This is a genomic window from Sporosarcina sp. HYO08 (assembly GCF_001563475.1).
Taxonomy (GTDB): Bacteria; Bacillota; Bacilli; order Bacillales_A; family Planococcaceae; genus Sporosarcina.
On record NZ_LPUT01000001.1, the window covers coordinates 303843 to 322342 of the forward strand.

The following is an 18500-nucleotide window of genomic DNA, read 5'->3' on the forward strand; positions in this document are numbered from 1 at the left end:
TCAAAGTTTAGTGACTTTCCAGACTTGCTTTTTTGAACATACATTTAAGGAGGATATTGTTAAGATGGCTATTATTAATGCAACTGATCAAAACTTCGATGAGAACATTAAAGAAGGTCTTGTCCTTGTTGACTTTTGGGCACCATGGTGCGGACCTTGTAAAATGATTGCGCCTGTTCTTGAAGAGTTGAACGGCGAAGTAGAAGGCAAAGCGAAAATTGTAAAAGTAGACGTGGATAATAACCAAGGGACAGCTGGAAAATTCGGCATTATGTCCATCCCAACACTTGTACTTTTCAAAGACGGAGAAATTGTAGACAAAGTTGTCGGTTTCCAGCCGAAAGAAGCTTTGGCTCAATTGATCGACAAACACGCATAATGATATCAATGCATCATAGATGAAATCACCGGGTCCCTTTAGAGGCACCCGGTTTTTTGGCAGGTGAATAATGATGAATGATTTGATCGAACAAAAATTAGCCATTTTACCCGATTTACCGGGCTGTTATTTAATGAAAGACCGGCAAGGAACGATTATTTACGTCGGGAAAGCAAAGGTGCTGAAAAATCGGGTAAGAAGCTATTTCACGGGAAGTCATGATGCGAAAACGCAGCGGCTTGTCGGTGAAATTGAGGATTTTGAATACATTGTCACTGCCTCGGACATCGAGGCCTTAGTGCTGGAATTGAACTTGATCAAAACGTACGACCCAAAATACAATATTATGCTGAAGGATGACAAAACGTATCCATATTTGAAATTAACGGCAGAACGTCATCCGAAGCTAATCATTACGAGACAAGTAAAAAAAGATAAAGGCAAATATTTTGGTCCGTATCCGCATGCAACGGCGGCAGGTGAAACGAAAAAATTGCTGGATCGTTTATATAAATATCGTAAATGTCATACGCTGCCCGACCGGGTTTGTTTATATTATCATCTTGGACAGTGTTTAGCCCCATGTGTCAATGAAATCTCTCAAGAAACTTATAAAGAAATGACGGATGACATTACACGCTTTTTAAATGGCGGCTATAAAGAAGTGAAAAAAGATTTAATGAAGAAAATGCAAGAAGCTGCTGAAAACTTGGAATTCGAACGAGCCAAAGAATATCGGGATCAAATTACGAATATTGAAGCGGTTATGGAAAAGCAAACAATTACGATGAATGACTTTACCGATCGAGATATTTTCGGCTATGCCGTCGAAAAAGGTTGGATGTGTGTGCAAGTCTTTTTTGTCAGGCAGGGAAAATTGATCGAACGTGATGTATCTCTTTTCCCGATGTATCAAGATCCGGAAGAAGAGCTGCTCACTTTCATCGGTCGTTTTTACGATCAACCCGAGCACTTTATCCCGAAAGAGATCTTTTTGCCTCAAGGAATAGACCGTGAAATGGTTGCTAAACTATTGAATGCCAACGTCTTCATTCCGCAGCGAGGGAAAAAGAAAGATCTTGTCAGTCTTGCGATGAAAAATGCCAAACTGTCACTGAAGGAAAAATTCCAGCTCATAGAACGACAAGAGCAGCGAACGATCGGTGCGTGTGAAGAGCTGGGTGAGGCAATGAATATCTCTGTTCCACTTCGTATCGAGGCATTTGACAACTCCCACACGTACGGCGCAGACCCAGTGTCGGCAATGGTATCATTTATCGACGGAAGACCGAATCGTAAAGATTACCGAAAATATAAAACGAAACATGCGGCAGCCCACGATGACTATGCGGCCATGCGGGAAGTTGTGCGCAGACGCTATACACGCGTATTGAAAGAGCAGTTGCCGCTGCCTGATTTAATCGTCATTGACGGCGGAAAAGGTCACATGGAAGCGGCAAGAGAAATTATCGAAGATGAACTCGGTTTACCTATTCCAATTGCCGGCTTAGCAAAGGATGAAAAACACCAAACAGCAGAGTTGCTTTACGGTGAGCCGCCGGAAGTCATTCCGTTGAAAAAAACGAGCGAGGCATTTTACTTGCTGCAACGCATCCAGGATGAAGTGCACCGTTTTGCCATTACTTTCCATAGACAGAAGCGTGAAAAGAGTGCTCTAACATCGACCTTAGATGGATTGCCGGGCGTCGGGCCGAAACGAAAAACGTTATTACTTAAACATTTTGGCTCCATTAAAAAAATTCGAGAAGCATCAGTTGAGCAATTGCGGGAGGCAGGGTTGCCTGTTAAAGTTGCGGAAAATGTGGCAACGTATTTTTATGAGAAAGCGAAGGAGAAAGAGTGACAAAGATAAAAAACAGCTCGCCACAAACAAAGTGACGGGCTGTATTTATTTAGACAGTCGTTTTCTTATCCCATTTTACCTGGAACTGAACGGTATCATTATTTTCATTTTTCTCTCCGTAACATTCTGTTAATACACCGTTAAGCTTTTGGTATTGTTCCGCAAGAAATCCAGCCTCCAAAGTAAACACTCGGTTTTGAGCGGTCGACTGGCCAGAAATGTTTTTGAGTATGTAAAAAGCAGAATCTTTCACAGTTTTTTCGAGAATTAGTTCTCCCCATCCTGCCTCTTTGAAAAATTCCGGTAGTTCATCTGTACTGAATACAGGGAATTTCCTTGCCACATCTTTTCCAGCCCAATAGAGAATTTCTTCTTCGTGCTTTCCGAGAATACTAGGAAGTACATGATCTTTTAAAATTTCATAGCCAAAATGTGTTGGCTTTGTTGTTGACAAATTTTCCATTCAAATACGCAATCCCTTCAACGTCCTAGTATTTCATCATATAGAAAATATGCGTAGATTTTTTTAAAAAAAAAGGATTTTTCAAAAAATGACTCCGTAGAAAGCATTTCGTCATCTTGACCTCCTCAAATAGGAGGAGTACAATGGACATGTTCTCATATTGTAACATGTAGAGTCATACCGTCAATATCTGATATTGTCTAAAAGATGACAACCTTGACGGTTAACTCAGAATAAGGGAGGGTAAAAGAATTGTCGAAAGAAGCAGATTTCTATTTGCGCCGCCTTCATTCATTGCTCGGAATTATTCCGGTTGGGCTTTTTGTCGCTCAACACTTGGTCATTAACCATTTTGCAACCCGCGGTCCGGAAGCATTTAACAACGCATCGAATTTTATGGGGAACTTACCATTCGTTCTGTTCTTAGAGTGGTTCATCATCTACATCCCACTTATGTTCCACGCGTTCTATGGTTTGTACATAGCTTTCACGGCGCAAAACAATGTTCAGCGCTACGGAACATTCCGTAACTGGATGTTCTTCTTACAGCGTTTGACGGGTATTTTCCTTGTCATCTTTATTGCATGGCATGTTTACGAAACAAGAATTCAGAAGGCGCTCGGGGCAGATGTTGACTTTGATATGATGGCGAATATCTTATCAAATCCATTCATGCTTGTATTTTACATTGCTGGTGTTCTTGCGGCGACTTTCCACTTGGCAAATGGACTTTGGTCCTTCTGTGTGACATGGGGAATTACGCAGTCTCCACGTTCACAAACGATCGTGACGTACGTGACAATCGGAGCTTTCTTGGTGCTATCCGTAATTGGCGTACGCGCACTATTTGCATTCGTTTAATAATGTAAGTTTTTTCCTTATCCAGTTTAGTAGTTTTATGGAATGAAAAGAAAAAGGGTTTACGACTAATTTGAGGAGTGAAACAATAATGGCAAAAGGCAGATTGATTGTCGTCGGTGGCGGTTTAGCCGGCTTGATGGCAGTCATCAAAGCAGCGGAGGCAGGTACTCCGGTTGACTTATTCTCTCTCGTTCCGGTTAAACGCTCCCACTCCGTTTGTGCACAAGGCGGTATTAACGGTGCAGTAAATACGAAAGGTGAAGGTGACTCACCTGCAATTCACTTCGATGATACGGTTTATGGTGGTGACTTCCTAGCAAATCAGCCGCCTGTAAAAGCGATGACTGACGCAGCACCTGGTATCATTAATTTACTAGATCGTATGGGGGTTATGTTCAACCGTACACCAGAAGGTCTACTAGACTTCCGTCGTTTCGGAGGGACACTTCACCACCGTACAGCATTCGCTGGTGCAACGACTGGACAACAACTTCTATACGCTTTAGATGAGCAAGTTCGCCGCTTTGAGGTAGACGGTCTTGTTCAAAAATACGAGCACTGGGAATTCCTAGGTGTGATTTTAGATGACGAAGGGATTTGCCGCGGCGTTAAAGCGCAAAACTTGAAAACGATGGAAATCCAAGCGTTCCGAGGCGATGCGGTCATTATGGCAACGGGCGGACCTGGGATCATCTTTGGTAAATCGACAAACTCTGTCATTAACACAGGTTCTGCAGCATCCATTGTTTATCAGCAAGGTGCTTACTATGCGAACGGCGAATTCATTCAAATCCACCCGACAGCGATCCCAGGTGACGATAAACTTCGTCTCATGAGTGAGTCTGCACGTGGTGAAGGTGGGCGTGTTTGGACGTATAAGGACGGTAAACCTTGGTATTTCTTGGAAGAGAAATATCCAGATTACGGTAACCTTGTCCCGCGTGATATTGCGACACGTGAAATTTTCGACGTCTGTGTCAATCAAAAGCTTGGCGTCAATGGAGAAAACATGGTCTACCTTGACCTTTCTCATAAAGATCCAAAAGAGCTTGACATCAAGCTTGGCGGAATCATTGAAATCTATGAGAAATTCACAGGCGATGACCCACGTAAATTGCCGATGAAAATCTTCCCAGCTGTTCACTATTCAATGGGTGGACTTTGGGTCGATTACGATCAGCATACAAATATTCCTGGATTGTTCGCAGCGGGTGAGTGTGATTACTCACAGCACGGTGCAAACCGTCTCGGTGCCAACTCCCTTCTTTCAGCAATTTACGGCGGAATGGTTGCAGGACCAAATGCTGTTAACTATATGAAGGGTCTAAAACGTACAACAGAAGAACTTCCATCCACTATTTTCGATGCTGCGATTAAAGAAGAGCAAGAGAAATGGGAAGCAACGCTTAAAATGGAAGGTACGGAAAATGCGTACTTACTCCACAAAGAGCTTGGCGAATGGATGACGGATAACGTAACAGTTGTACGTTACAATGACAAGCTGAAACAAACTGATGAGAAGATTCAAGAACTTCTTGAGCGCTATGAAAATATCAATATGACAGATACGCAGCAATGGTCAAACCAAGGCGCGACTTTCACGCGTCAATTGAAAAACATGCTATACTTAGCTCGAGTGATCACGCTTGGAGCACTGAATCGTGATGAGAGCCGTGGTGCCCATTACAAGCCAGATTTCCCGGACCGTGATGACGAAAACTTTATGAAAACAACGATGGCGAAATTTGACGGAGCTTCTGCACCGATCTTCCACTATGAAGAGATTGATGTATCTTTAATTCCGCCACGTAAACGCGATTATTCTGCGAAGAAAGGAGATTGACAGCATTGAGTACTACTGCCGTACAAGAACAGCAGACTGCACAAAAAACAGTTCAATTTGAAATTCTTCGACAAGACAAGGCCGATACAAAGCCATATTGGGAGAAATTTGCGATTCCCTATAGACCGAATATGAACGTCATTGCCGCTTTGATGGAGATTCAACGAAATCCTGTCAATGCAGAAGGTAAAAAAACGACACCTGTCGTTTGGGATAGCAACTGTTTGGAAGAAGTATGCGGCGCTTGTTCAATGGTTATTAACGGCCGTCCACGCCAGTCCTGTACTGCGCTTGTTGACCAGTTTACACAGCCGATTCGTCTTGAGCCGATGAAGACATTCCCAGTCGTCCGCGATTTAATCGTTGACCGTGAATTTATGTTTGATTCCCTAAAGAAAATTAAAGCATGGGTGCCGATTGACGGTACGTACGATCTTGGTGAAGGTCCGCGTATGCCTGAACGTAAACGTCAATGGGCGTACGAACTTTCTAAATGTATGACATGCGGTGTATGCTTAGAGGCGTGCCCGAATGTGAACGATAAAACGAACTTTATGGGTCCAGCATTAATGTCGCAAGTGCGCCTATTCAACGCACACCCAACAGGTTCGATGAACAAAGACGAGCGTCTTGCGACTGTTATGGGCGACGGTGGAATTACAGAATGCGGTAACTCACAAAACTGTGTAGTTGCCTGTCCGAAAGGTATTCCGTTAACGACATCGATCGCTTCAATTAGCCGCGCAACGACGGTTCAAATGTTCAAAAACTTCTTCGGAAGTGACCATATGGTAGACTAAAGGAACGATTTCCCCTCACTCGGAGTAAACTATCGAGTGAGGGGTTTTTGATTGAGAAAAACCTTATGTGCTGTATGGAGAAAAACCGATCTTACCATATTAAACTGTCTGAGAAAATCCCTTCAATCATAAAAATTTAAGAACTGTTAAAAATAAGCAACAAGCCGGCACAGCCTAGCAAATCTTCACATATTGTAAAGTGAAAGTGATAGGAGGGGCGCGTCTTGACAGGAGAATCGAAACACCGTTCTTTGCTGACCGCAAGAGAGCGAGAAATTTTTCATCTGCTCGTCGATGATCAAACGACCAAAGACATCGCGGGACGGCTCGGCATTAGCGAAAAGACTGTCCGAAACCATATTTCGAATACAATTCAAAAACTCGGAGTATCGGGGAGAGCTCAAGCGATTGTCGAATTAATAAGATTAGGTGAATTACAAGTAAAGTAAATGATTTGAGATTGCTGTGGTAAATACTCGTTGAATGAATAAATCCCGAGTGTTCAATCCATATAGAAGCATCGTGAATGCCTTCCCCAAAATTCGACAAGGGGGAGGCATCTTCTTAGTTTTTTATATTGATCTATTTGTCTATAAATGTCACATAATCAGTAGAATCTAAGTGGATATCTACATTTTCCGGGACGGTCAGGTGGACAACCATTGTTTGATAGCCAGAACTAAATCCGTTATAACCTGCACCGCGGGCTGTCGTTAATTGATTCATAACCGCGGAATCATGATAGGAAATGTAGCGAATGAAGTTTTTGGGCTGTTCGGGGATCGTCAATTCATTATTCCGCCAGATGGGCTTTGCAACTTTCACGCTTTCCGAGAAATCGTATTGATTGATATCAAGCAGCGGTTTATAAATAATTTCTTTAATGATGCCTTGATCTTTTGTCCGTTCGACATAAATAGTAGCATTCTCATGTGGATGGTGAATTGTCAATGATTCGCCCGCTGTATGTTGTCGTTCGTCAAGAATAAAAGAAGAGTCAACAGGGCCATTTTTCTGTATGATTTGATCGAAATAAATAGACAGTAAATTGCCATTAACTTTTTCAGGCATATCCCCTCGACTCTTCACTTCGGCAATTTCAGCAAAAACGAGTCCAATACATAACAAAGCAATATACCCACTGATGAATCCAATGTGAATTTTCCGACCAATGTGGATGAAACGCCGTGGAGCGCTTCTTTTTCTTATAATCAAGAAGAAGGAAATAACGATAAGAATAGTAACAAAAGGGATAAAAGCAAACATTATTTTCTCACTTCCAATCGATTCGATATTGTAATTGAAATTGTGCATAAAACAACAACCGTCATAATCATTTTCAAGATAAACAGACTCGTAGATGTTTCACCGGCGAAAAAGTGAAAGATTTTTCCCGTGAAACTTTCTCCATGCGATGAACTTATGGAACGAATTAGCAGCATCCATAGCGCGCCAAAGAGGAAAATAAAAAAGCGATTCACTTGGATAAATGTCCCGATTGTATAGGCGATGACGAGAAAAAGCAAGGTATATAAAACAGCTGTTACAAGACGTAAAATGAAATCCATAGGTGCTGTGAGGAGACCGGTCGTTTCCATTATGACTTCACCATATCTCAGAAATGCATAGAGTTTTATAATAGATCCGCTTAAAACAGCAGATAGTCCGCCGAATAGAGCAGCACTCAACATGACGAAGAAGTTTGCCAGATGATGACTAAGCCGATTCGTTACGAATGAAAAAGCTTCATCACGCTGGGCCAGTGACGTCAGCAGAAAACCAAAAACAGCCGCCCAAAACCAAGTAAGGCCAAGAATTCCATCGTTTGAAAAAGCATTGATCGTATAAGCGATATTGTTATGGTCATAAAACGGATCTGGACTGCCCATACTGCCGGATAATAGGACAAGAGAAATAATTTGTAAGATCACTAGCATCGTAAAAGGGGTGGCATTCGCACTCATTTTATAGATAAATTGCCGCTTCACGACATCAAACAGTTTTGGTTCATGCAAATACATCGTCGATCCCTCCTGTTCGTTGCTCTGTCAAGGCAAGGTAAGCACTATTCGCCGATACCGGGGTAGCAATTACTCTCTTTGACTTCAAACGATCCAACTCCGCTGCTGTAAAAGTATTTTCGACAAGCCACTCGGTATACGGTCCTGATTTTTGTTGGTAGACTACCGTTTTACCTGCTGCAGCTGATGCGAGAATTTCACCATTTCCTTTTAATGAAATGAGCATTTCTTGTAATTCTGTCACCGAACCGTGAAAGTGTGCTTTTCCATTTTGGATGATTAATACATCTTCCAGTAAGTCTTCCATTTCTTCAAAATGATGACTGGAAAGCAAAATAGTGCGAGGATGCGCAATATAGTCTTTTAATAAGGCGCGGTAAAAGTCTTTACGGACGCCTGCATCCATGCCTGTAATCGGTTCATCGAAAAGCGTAAGCGCACAGCGGGCTGCGATTCCGATAATTGCGTTGAAAGTATTTTTCTTTCCTTTGGATAAATAACGGTGCCGCGCGTCTAGGTGAAAACCAAAATATTGAACGAGACGATCTGCTAGTGCATGATCCCAATTCGGATAGAAACGCTTGCATTCTTTTAAAATATCATGCAATGACATCGTCTGTGCAAATTGCATCGCATCATCGACAAATAAAACATTCGCCGACACGGTTAAGTTATTAAAAGGACTTTCCCCGAAAACGCGAATCGTACCCGATGTTTCCTGTACAAACCCGGCAATCATTTTCATCATCGTTGTTTTGCCAACGCCGTTTCTTCCAATTACACCAGTCATTACATCTTTTTTAATGTTGACATCCAAACCATTCAGCGCAAGGTGCTTGTGATACTTTTTTGTAACATTCATCAACTCCACAGCTGTCATCTCAAATCCCCTTCTCTCTTGTTTCGCGTAGCTCGTATTTTCGATAATAAATGCTGTTCATCGATCCCAAGAAGTTCTGCTTCATCGAGCAGTTCTTCAATGAGGCGGTGAAGTGTATGTACTTTTCGTTTAGCGAGCAACTTTTCTCGTGCATCGGATGCAACAAATGTGCCAAGCCCTCGCCGTTTGTAAATAATTTCGGCGTCGATCAGCAGTGTAAGCCCTTTTCCTGCTGTTGCCGGATTGATATTGAATAAATCTGCAAGTTGGTATTGCGAATAGACTTTTTCATCGGATTTTAACGTTTCATCGATAATCTCTTTTTCAAGCCACTCTGCGATTTGAACGTAAATTGGCTTTGATCCATCCATCTCGAGCATGCGCTTTACCTCCTGATAACCAGTGCATTACTGTTGTAATGTACTATATTATTTTTATGAATAAAATGCAACCATTGTTTGAGGTGTCGGAGAAGAACATCCAAAAACTATTGCCTTAAATAGCAAAAAAGGTGACAATAAGTGAAAGTTCGTGAGCCGGGAGGTAGAAAATTTTGACGGAAGAATTCAATCCAAAGGTTGAATATACAAAAAATGTTGCACGAATGGAGAAGGAATTACGTTACATTGCCGGTATTATTAAGCAGCAAGGGCGGAAGATATTAAGTAACTATACGATTACACCGCCGCAATTTATTGCCTTGCAATGGTTATTTGAGGAAGGCGATATGACGATTGGAGAATTGTCGAATAAAATGTATCTTGCATTTAGTACGACGACAGATTTAGTTGATCGCATGGAAAACAACAATTTAGTAAAACGTGTGCGGGACCAGAAAGATCGCCGCGTTGTCCGCATTCACTTGCTTGGGGAAGGCGAGAGAATTATCGAAGAAGTAATTGAAAAACGACGCATGTACTTGAATTCTGTCTTAACGAATTTTGACGAAGATGAAGTTGAAAACTTTACGCATCTATTAGGCAAGCTACATGAAGAAATGATGAAAGATTGAGGTGGTCACGATGGATGCACCAATCGGCGTAATCGATTCGGGCGTCGGCGGGTTGACCGTTGTCAAAAGAATGCTGGAAAGCTTGCCAAATGAACCGATTATTTACATAGGGGATGATGCACGCTGTCCATATGGTCCGCGTACTCCCGAAGAAGTGATCACATTTACAATGGAAATGGCGAATGCACTGCAGGCGATGGGAATTAAAATGCTTGTCATTGCATGCAATACAGCCACCGCTGTCGCGTTGGACAAGGTGAGATCGCATTTTACCTTTCCTGTCATTGGCGTGATCGATCCAGGCGCACGTGCTGCTGTAAAAGAGACGGACAGTAGAAAGATTGCTGTACTTGCAACGTCGGGAACGATTCAAAGTGGGGCTTATCAACAGGCTATTCATGACCATTTGCCAACTGCGACGATTCATGCGCTCGCTTGTCCAGAATTTGTGCCGCTCGTTGAAAGTGGACAATACAAATCAGCATATGCGGGCAATGTCGTGCAAAGTGGACTTCAAAGTCTTGTCGGTAAGGAATTTGATACGGCGATACTTGGTTGCACGCATTACCCGTTATTAAAGAACCATATTCAAAATGCGCTTCCCGAGGGTGTGAAAATTATTTCATCCGCCGTGGAAACGGTCCATGATATCGAAAAAACTTTGCGTGATTGTAATTTAAAAAATTATGCTAGCCATGCTGTGCCGCCCGTATTTTTCACATCCGGTTCAACAATGCATTTTCGGGAAATTGCCCTCGATTGGTTAGCGATTGATGAGGCAGATGTCAGGACAATCGCTTTTTGAAATTAAAAATGATCAGCTTCCGGAACGGCAATCGCCGTTCCGGGTTTTTGCGCTGATGAAATAGGATATGATAAGATGGATTCGCAATTAGAATGGTGGAGGGTACCCCGATATGAGACATGATGGAAGAGCATTGAATGAATTAAGACCTGTAACAATTGAAACGGATTATTTAATTCATCCCGAAGGTTCTGTACTTATTTCAGTTGGAAATACAAAAGTTATCTGTACGGCAACAATAGAAGAGAGAGTCCCTCCTTTTTTACGAGGAAGCGGTAAAGGTTGGGTAACGGCGGAATATAGTATGTTGCCGCGCGCAACAGGACAGCGGACGATTCGTGAATCGTCACGCGGTAAAGTTGGCGGACGCACAATGGAGATCCAACGACTTATAGGACGAGCGATGCGTGCTGTCGTTGATTTAGAGTCATTTGGCGAACGGACGATTTGGATTGACTGCGATGTCATTCAAGCGGACGGCGGGACACGAACAGCGTCCATAACAGGTGCATTTGTCGCGATGGCAATTGCTGCTGGAAAACTATATAAGGAAAAAGAATTGAAGACATTCCCGATCACAGATTTCCTTGCCGCGACGAGTGTTGGTAAAACTGGGGAAGGACAGTTAATCCTTGATTTGGATTATGTAGAAGACTCCGAAGCGGCTGTCGATATGAATGTTGTGATGACGGGTGCTGGCGCTTTTGTAGAACTTCAAGGAACGGGTGAAGAAGCTACTTTCACGCGCGATGAAATGAATGCACTCGTTGAATTGGCCGAGTCAGGCATCCAACAGTTGTTTGCTGCTCAAACCGAAGCGTTAGGGGAAATGAGCCAATACGTCGGACAGAAAGAAGTGGATGAGGCATGAAAGAAATATTAATCGCGACGAATAATAAAGGGAAAGCCGTTGATTTTGAAACGCTTTTTAAACCATATGATATTCGTGTATTAACGTTAAATGACATTGACGAGCCGATTGATGTCGAAGAAACAGGGACGACATTTGAAGAAAACGCAATTTTAAAGGCAGAGGCAGTGTCAAAGATGCTCGGTAAAGTCGTCATTGCTGATGATAGTGGATTGGAAATAGACGCTCTTAATGGTGCGCCTAGTGTGTATTCCGCGCGTTATGCGGGCGGCGAGAAGAGTGATGAAGCGAATATCGATAAAGTGCTAAAAGAACTTGATCAGACGGCGGATGAACAGCGTACGGCCCGTTTCCGCTGTGTGCTCGCAATTGCGGGACCAGGTCTAGCGACTGAAACGTTTTCTGGAAGCTGCGAAGGACTGATTGCACGTGAACGGAAGGGCGAAAATGGCTTTGGTTATGATCCGATTTTTTATGTGCCGGAACAAAACCGGACGATGGCACAAATGACAGCAGAGGAAAAAGGTGCGATTTCACATCGAGGCAATGCGCTGGCAAAGCTAGAGTCGAGGCTGCCAACTTTATTGAAATAAATCGGCAGGGGATTTTTCCCCTGCTTTGTTAATTTGAATGGAGGGAAATGCATGAAAATCATTGTATTAAGTGATTCACATGGTGATCGACAAACAATAGAAGCAGTAGCGGGACTGTCCGCAGACGCCATTTTCCATTGTGGGGATAGTGAGCTAGGTGCGGACGATCCAGTATTAAAGTCCATGCATGTCGTGCGCGGCAACTGTGATTACGATAACAATTTCCCGAAATCCGTTATTATAGATGTGAAAGGGAAAAAGGTATTGGCTGTTCATGGCCACGAACACGATGTAAAACGTTCGCTCATGAATGTGTACTATAGCGCGAAAGAGCAAGAGGCGGATATTGTCCTATTCGGCCATTCGCATGTATATGGAGCGGAAATGAAAGATGATATTTTATTCGTCAATCCAGGGAGCACATTGCTGCCGCGTGGCGGGAATCCAGCGACATATGCGGTCATTGAATGGGATGAAACGCTGAAAGTAACCTTCAAAACAATGCAGCATGAAGCAGTAAACTATATGGAGAAAAAGTTTTTTTGAAAATAGCGTTGACAAATCTTTCCGTCTTGCCTATAATAAAAAATGTCGTTATCAATCAAGCGGTTAAGCCGATTGAATAACTTGTCTCAGTAGCTCAGCAGGATAGAGCAACGGCCTTCTAAGCCGTCGGTCGGGGGTTCGAATCCCTCCTGGGACGTAATGGAAATACGCTAGAACAAAACCCTTCTAATTTATTATAATTGGAAGGGTTTTTGTTGTCTAAAAGTATATATGGTTCATGAAGTGAATAGAAAAAACATTAAATATAACGGTAAATGCAAAAGAATTTCGATTGGACATTCATGAATCTAGTTCGGATAATAGAATTAAGTAGTATTGACGGAATTTTCAACATTTAATTGAAACGGGTGTAGCGACAGCAGAAGATATCGATATTGCGATGAAAGGAAGCGTGGGCTTTAAATGGTTTTTTTGCAATCCGATGGAAATTCAGGATTTAGCCGGTCTAGAAACAACAAAAGCGATGGTTGGAAAAATTATGGAAGACCTATCCAATACAAAAGAAGGTCCTTTCTTCTTAACGGAAATGGTGGGAAATGATCAACATGGCATTCGGACGAATCAAGGTTTTTACAAATACGATGATTATGGTGAAAAAGCCATCTACACACGGGATGATGATTTCCTCGATCTCCTTAAGCTACTAAATAGCAAAGTGGACAGGGACAAACTTGTTGCAACTTCAAAATGATTCATGTGATGAGTGATTTTATCTTATAAGTAAGAGAAAGACTGTAAATGTTGAAAAATAACATTTACAGTCTTTTTAGTTTTTCGTGTCGTTATCTTTTACTTAACAACCTTTGTAAAGAACGGAATCTAAAAATTGATAAAGGGTACACTTAATTAAATGCCCATTAATCGGAAATCTAATTGTTTCGGTCTGGTCGGCATTAAAATGGAGGAGAAAAACAGATGAAGATTCGTTTTGGGTATGTAGCCAATGCAATAGGGTTATGGGATGCGAGCCCTTCCAAAACTTTAACCTTTGCTCGCTATGCAGCGCTTTCTAAAAGTGAACGACTGGACAAACTGAAATTAGTAACAGCGCAGAATTTACAGCATACAAAAAGAATTTTACATTATAACATCGCACATGAAATAAAATTATATCGGTTTTCAAGTTTACTTGTTCCTTTGGCGACCCATCCAGAAGTGATGTGGGATTTCGTAACGCCATTCAAAAGTGAGTGGGAGGAGCTAGGACGGCTCATCCATCAATTTGAACTGCGGCCAAGCTTCCATCCTAATCAATTTACGCTTTTTACGAGTCCTCGGGAAGAAGTGACTGTAAATGCTGTAAAGAATATGGAATACCATTTTAAAATGCTGGAAGCGATGAATGTACTTGAAAAAAGCATCATTAATATTCATATTGGTGGAGCGTATGGAGATAAAGAAAGTGCAGTAAAACGTTTTCATCAGAATATAAAAAAATTACCTGCAACTATTAAAAAACAGATGACGCTTGAAAATGACGATAAGACATACGATGTAAAGGAAACACTCATTACTTGCGAAAAGGAAAATATCCCTATGGTTCTAGATTATCATCACTACATGGCTAATAAAGGGGAGGTTGATCTCTCCAATTATTTGTCGCGAATATTTGATACGTGGACAAGTTTTTCTGCAATACCAAAAGTCCATATATCGTCACCGAAAACAGATGAAGCTTTTCGAGCGCATGCTGATTTTGTCTCTTTAGCGTTTATCCTCCCGTTTTTGAAAATGGCAAAGGAGCTTGATCGGGACTTTGATATTATGATCGAAGCGAAGCAAAAGAACTTAGCCATGCATAAAATTATTGAAGACATTGCTTCCATCCGAGGCGTGAAACGTATTTCGGGCTCAACGGTGGAATGGTGAATACGGGAGGTGAAAAGATGACGATTGTTCGTTTAGGCTATGTGGCAATGAGTATGGAATTAAAAAACGCATCACCTTCTCAAACGATGACCTTTGCGCAATTTCAAAAAATAGATGAACGAGATGCTGCTATTCGTAAATTGGAACGGATTTCGCTTTCTAATTTAGAAAATACGCTTAGAATTCTAAAACATAATGCAGCCTCTGATATCCATTTTTATCGTTTAACTTCGCGTCTAATCCCGCTGGCCAACCATCCAGAACTTACTGATTGGAATTATCTGAGACCCTTGCAAAAACAGTTGCGGGAGATTGGCAATTTTGTGAAAGAGCACAACATAAGAATTGATTTTCATCCGGATCATTTTGTGCTCATTAATTCTATGAAAAAAGAGATCTTAAAAAATTCCATTCAAACACTGAAGATGCATTATTTATTATTAAAAGGGATGGGAATTGACGCGACCCATCGCTGTGTGATGCATGTGGGGGGCAATTATAAGGATACGGAAACCTCGCTGGAACGTTTTATCGATAATTGGATGTTGGTCCCGAGGTCGATTCAAAAAATGATCATGCTTGAAAATGATGATACTTCTTTTACGTTGGAGGACAGTCTTTACTTGTGTGAAAAACTGGATATTCCACTTGTGTTCGATTATCATCATCACCTCGCCCACCATCAACACGCTAATTGGGAAGAGCATTGGGATCGTGTCATTCAATCGTGGAGACATTCTTCACTTCCTGTGAAAATGCATATTTCAAGCCCGAAAAGTAAAAAGGAATTTCGGCATCATGCAGACTTTGTTGACATGGAACTGTTTTTTACGTTTTTAAAAGCGATCAAGGGCAGCGTTCCGCAAATTGATTGTATGATTGAAGCGAAGAGAAAAGACGAAGCTTTGTTTCATTTAATGGGGGAGATGAAAGCTAGGGATGATGTAGAAATCATTAATGGCTCTTCGTTTTATTTGAAATGAATAAATTGTAATATGAGCTAATACCTATTTGGGTTTTAGCTCTTTCTTTATTGAAAACCCCTAATAGAATCCCATTGAAGTTAGGAATTAAGTCCGTTTTGGGTTTTTTGAAAAATAAAAGTCTTGTTAAATGCATGGATAGATAGGTGAAAAGTCAGTCGTTTTTTACGCTTGCAAGGGGTGGGTAATTTATAAGATATGAGGATTAAATATTCATGTAAGTAAATTTTAGCCCTAATTTACATAAAATTACCAAAATGACTATTCGGAAAATTGGTTCTAATTAGACTTTCTCCTATAATCGTATCTACTATACTAAATTATGTAACTATAATTTAGGAGGCATGATGAAGTAATGAAAAGAAAACCGTTTATGGCTCTATTGCTCGCAGCAAGTTTAACAATGGGGATTCCTGCGGCGTATGCAAAGGATGTGCCCGGTCCGGCCCCGCAAGCACAACAAGCTTTTGATAATAAAATCGTCAAAAGAATTAATGTCGACAACATTTATAATGACATTAAACATCTTTCGAGTGAACCGCGCGTAGCGGGTACTGAAGCAGAGTCGAGGGCAGCTCAGTATATCGAATCGAAATTTTCTTCGTTCGGATACGAGACCGAGATCCAGCCGTTTACATTCGAAAGTTACCAGGAGCCAACTATTTCTGTTACTGTAGCGGACGCTGCCATGACAGCTTCTAATTTAACGTATACGCCGAATGGAGAAGCCGCGGGTGAATTGGTGTATGCAGGTCTTGGACAAGCATCTGATTTGGCAGGGATTGATGTAACTGACAAAATTGTTTTAATTAAAAGAGGAGACATTTCCTTTGCTGATAAAGTTTTGAATGCTGCAGAAGCAGGGGCATCGGCAGTCATCATCTTTAACAATACGACAGGTTCACTAAATGGGACACTTGGGGCACCAAATGATAATTTTGTTCCGGCTGTTGCGCTATCACAAGCTGATGGTGAAAAACTAGCAGCATTTTTAGCTGATGGACAAACAATTTCGGCAACTGTCGAAGTGGCAGGCGGCGGCATTTTACAGCAAACCTCTCAAAATGTCGTAGCTGTTAAAAAGCCAACGAATAAAAAGAAAGCAACGAACCAGATTATTGTCGTCGGTGCCCATCACGATTCTGTTCCAGGTTCTCCGGGTGCGAATGACGATGCTTCCGGCACAGCTACTACCATTGAATTAGCGCGTGTGATGGCCAATATGCCGACAGATACGGAAATCCGCTTTATAACGTTCGGTGCAGAGGAAGTAGGTCTTCTTGGCTCTTATGCATATGTAGAATCACTTTCTCAAGATGAGCGTGATCGAATTGTCGGGATGTTCCAATTGGACATGGTCGGAAGTGGAGATGCTGGTGATCTCGTCATGTTCACAGTAGACGGGGAGAAGAATGTTGTTACTGACTTGGCTGCGGCTGCTGGTGTTAGAACAGCTAATCCGCTAGGATATGGACAAGAGAGTCGAAGCGACCACGTGCCGTTCCATAATGCAGGTATTCCAGCTGCCTTATTTATCCACAGTCCAACTGAGCCTTGGTACCATACACCACAGGATTCACTAGATAAAATTAGCAAAGCAAAACTTCAAGAAACTGCGGAAATCGTTGGGGCAGCTGTTTATCAAATTGCACGTCCTGACACACCAGCTTTAGAAAGAGCGAAAGTTGCACCGAAGCCAGTACAATATGAAAAAATCGTTGGTGGACTTTAATAATCAATGAAAAAAACCGTGTGATTCTAAAGGAATCCACGGTTTTTTCATATTATTGCGCCGTATACCCACCATCGAGGACAACCGCTTGACCGGTTACACCCCGTGCTTTTTCACTTGCTAGGAAAATCGCGTAGTCAGCGATTTCACTAACATCAAGCAAGCGGTTTTGTGGAACGAGCGGATAGATTACTTCTTCTAAAACGCTTTCTAACGGAACATTTCTTGTTTTTGCCAAGTCCTCAAGTTGACCGCGAACGAGTGGTGTGTCTACATAGCCTGGACAAAGGGCGTTGACTGTTATGCCTGATGAGGCGCTTTCCAAGGCGGCAACTTTTGTCAGTCCAATGACGCCATGTTTTGCGCTGTTGTAGGCTGCTTTGTTCGCAAAGCCGATTAATCCATTAATAGATGCGATGTTAATAATTCTGCCAAAGTTTTGTTCTTTCATAATGGGCAGCACATGCTTGATCGCAATAAAAGGCGCGGTCAACATAATTTTAATCATCAGCTCGAACTTTTCTGTCGGAAATTCTTCGATCGGCGAGACATGCTGCAACCCAGCATTGTTAATAAGAATGTCAACTCGGCCAAATTTTTCTTTCGTTTGATCAATTAGCTGAACGATGTCACTTTCGCTTGTTACATCTGCTTTCAAGCCGATCACTTCAAAGCCTTTATCCTGAAGAGCGAGCGCAGATTGTTCAACAGCGTTTTGGTCAAGGTCAGACAACACAACCTTTGCGCCATTATTAGCAAAAGTTTTTCCGATCTCGAACCCAATGCCCCTTGCAGAACCAGTAATAATCGCTACTTTTTCTTTAATCATAACCACATACCCCCAATACAAAATATGTAATGATTATGTCATTGATGTCAGAAGTCGCTACTTTCAAGCATGCAAATAAATCTTTTGGAAAGGTTAACCAGTTGTTTAAACATGGAAATTATAACATA

At 41.8% G+C, this 18500-nt stretch carries 21 protein-coding genes and 1 tRNA gene; 16 read left to right on the forward strand and 6 right to left on the reverse strand.

What is annotated here, in order from left to right; genetic code table 11:
• Positions 1-64 precede the first annotated feature (64 nt).
• Entirely contained in the window at positions 65-379 is a 315-nt protein-coding gene (gene trxA, locus AU377_RS01460; RefSeq protein ID WP_067403018.1) for a thioredoxin, read from the forward strand.
• A 73-nt stretch (positions 380-452) separates the two neighbouring features.
• Positions 453-2243 carry an excinuclease ABC subunit UvrC gene (gene uvrC / locus AU377_RS01465; protein ID WP_067403021.1) on the forward strand — a complete coding sequence of 597 codons (1791 nt, stop codon included), beginning with the start codon at positions 453-455 and terminating at the stop codon, positions 2241-2243.
• 49 nt (positions 2244-2292) lie between these two features.
• Here the strand turns inward: uvrC and AU377_RS01470 are convergent, their stop codons facing one another.
• Positions 2293-2706 (reverse strand): YslB family protein, encoded by a 414-nt coding sequence (locus tag AU377_RS01470; RefSeq protein ID WP_067403024.1) that lies wholly within the window; start codon positions 2704-2706, stop codon positions 2293-2295.
• Between the two features lie 252 nt (positions 2707-2958).
• Here AU377_RS01470 and AU377_RS01475 point away from each other — a divergent pair, with 252 nt between their 5' ends.
• The 4 genes from AU377_RS01475 to AU377_RS01490 all read left to right on the forward strand — a co-directional run bounded on the left by AU377_RS01475 (position 2959) and on the right by AU377_RS01490 (position 6659).
• The gene (locus AU377_RS01475; RefSeq protein WP_067403026.1) at positions 2959-3567 is read left to right on the forward strand and encodes a succinate dehydrogenase cytochrome b558 subunit; all 609 of its coding nucleotides are present in this window, start codon (positions 2959-2961) and stop codon (positions 3565-3567) included.
• A gap of 88 nt (positions 3568-3655) precedes the next feature.
• Positions 3656-5410: a succinate dehydrogenase flavoprotein subunit gene (gene sdhA / locus AU377_RS01480; RefSeq protein WP_067403029.1), complete on the forward strand. Its 1755-nt coding sequence runs from the start codon at positions 3656-3658 to the stop codon at positions 5408-5410.
• A 5-nt stretch (positions 5411-5415) separates the two neighbouring features.
• Positions 5416-6210, forward strand: coding sequence for a succinate dehydrogenase iron-sulfur subunit (sdhB, locus tag AU377_RS01485; RefSeq protein ID WP_067403032.1), 795 nt, complete (start codon positions 5416-5418; stop codon positions 6208-6210).
• 224 nt (positions 6211-6434) lie between these two features.
• Complete coding sequence (locus tag AU377_RS01490) at positions 6435-6659, forward strand: LuxR C-terminal-related transcriptional regulator (protein ID WP_067403035.1); 225 nt, start codon at positions 6435-6437, stop codon at positions 6657-6659.
• Positions 6660-6792: 133 nt separating this feature from the next.
• On the opposite strand, the gene AU377_RS01495 is transcribed toward AU377_RS01490, so the two are convergent.
• The 4 genes from AU377_RS01495 to AU377_RS01510 all read right to left on the reverse strand — a co-directional run bounded on the left by AU377_RS01495 (position 6793) and on the right by AU377_RS01510 (position 9491).
• Positions 6793-7338, reverse strand: a complete 546-nt coding sequence (locus AU377_RS01495; protein ID WP_156450349.1) for a hypothetical protein — start codon at positions 7336-7338, stop codon at positions 6793-6795.
• A gap of 137 nt (positions 7339-7475) precedes the next feature.
• Positions 7476-8231 carry a hypothetical protein gene (locus AU377_RS01500; protein ID WP_067403038.1) on the reverse strand — a complete coding sequence of 252 codons (756 nt, stop codon included), beginning with the start codon at positions 8229-8231 and terminating at the stop codon, positions 7476-7478.
• Complete coding sequence (locus AU377_RS01505; RefSeq protein WP_067403040.1) at positions 8218-9111, reverse strand: ATP-binding cassette domain-containing protein; 894 nt, start codon at positions 9109-9111, stop codon at positions 8218-8220. Before AU377_RS01505 ends, AU377_RS01500 begins: the two co-directional genes overlap by 14 nt.
• Entirely contained in the window at positions 9108-9491 is a 384-nt protein-coding gene (locus tag AU377_RS01510; protein WP_067403043.1) for a GntR family transcriptional regulator, read from the reverse strand. The genes AU377_RS01505 and AU377_RS01510 overlap by 4 nt, the downstream gene beginning before the upstream one ends.
• Before the next feature lie 224 nt (positions 9492-9715).
• On the opposite strand from AU377_RS01510, the gene AU377_RS01515 reads away from it, so the two are divergent.
• The 10 genes from AU377_RS01515 (at position 9716) to AU377_RS01560 (ending at position 17543) form a co-directional block, all read left to right on the forward strand.
• Positions 9716-10123, forward strand: a complete 408-nt coding sequence (locus tag AU377_RS01515; RefSeq protein WP_156450360.1) for a MarR family winged helix-turn-helix transcriptional regulator — start codon at positions 9716-9718, stop codon at positions 10121-10123.
• Between the two features lie 10 nt (positions 10124-10133).
• On the forward strand, positions 10134-10928 hold the full coding sequence (gene racE, locus AU377_RS01520; protein ID WP_067403049.1) for a glutamate racemase: 795 nt from the start codon (positions 10134-10136) through the stop codon (positions 10926-10928).
• Between the two features lie 112 nt (positions 10929-11040).
• On the forward strand, positions 11041-11799 hold the full coding sequence (gene rph / locus AU377_RS01525) for a ribonuclease PH (RefSeq protein ID WP_067403052.1): 759 nt from the start codon (positions 11041-11043) through the stop codon (positions 11797-11799).
• A complete protein-coding gene (locus AU377_RS01530) occupies positions 11796-12392 on the forward strand; it encodes an XTP/dITP diphosphatase (protein ID WP_067403055.1) in 597 nt (198 codons plus the stop codon). The genes rph and AU377_RS01530 overlap by 4 nt, the downstream gene beginning before the upstream one ends.
• A gap of 51 nt (positions 12393-12443) precedes the next feature.
• Positions 12444-12938, forward strand: a complete 495-nt coding sequence (locus tag AU377_RS01535; protein WP_067403058.1) for a metallophosphoesterase — start codon at positions 12444-12446, stop codon at positions 12936-12938.
• An 83-nt stretch (positions 12939-13021) separates the two neighbouring features.
• A tRNA-Arg gene (locus AU377_RS01540) sits at positions 13022-13095 on the forward strand.
• Positions 13096-13296: 201 nt separating this feature from the next.
• Entirely contained in the window at positions 13297-13650 is a 354-nt protein-coding gene (locus tag AU377_RS01545; RefSeq protein ID WP_082731871.1) for a 3-hydroxyacyl-CoA dehydrogenase family protein, read from the forward strand.
• A 224-nt stretch (positions 13651-13874) separates the two neighbouring features.
• Positions 13875-14828 (forward strand): UV DNA damage repair endonuclease UvsE, encoded by a 954-nt coding sequence (gene uvsE, locus AU377_RS01550; RefSeq protein ID WP_067403064.1) that lies wholly within the window; start codon positions 13875-13877, stop codon positions 14826-14828.
• Between the two features lie 17 nt (positions 14829-14845).
• On the forward strand, positions 14846-15811 hold the full coding sequence (uvsE, locus tag AU377_RS01555; RefSeq protein WP_067403067.1) for a UV DNA damage repair endonuclease UvsE: 966 nt from the start codon (positions 14846-14848) through the stop codon (positions 15809-15811).
• 355 nt (positions 15812-16166) lie between these two features.
• Positions 16167-17543, forward strand: a complete 1377-nt coding sequence (locus AU377_RS01560; protein WP_067403070.1) for a M28 family peptidase — start codon at positions 16167-16169, stop codon at positions 17541-17543.
• A gap of 52 nt (positions 17544-17595) precedes the next feature.
• On the opposite strand, the gene AU377_RS01565 is transcribed toward AU377_RS01560, so the two are convergent.
• Positions 17596-18372: a 3-hydroxybutyrate dehydrogenase gene (locus AU377_RS01565; RefSeq protein WP_067403072.1), complete on the reverse strand. Its 777-nt coding sequence runs from the start codon at positions 18370-18372 to the stop codon at positions 17596-17598.
• Between the last annotated feature and the right edge of the window lie 128 nt (positions 18373-18500).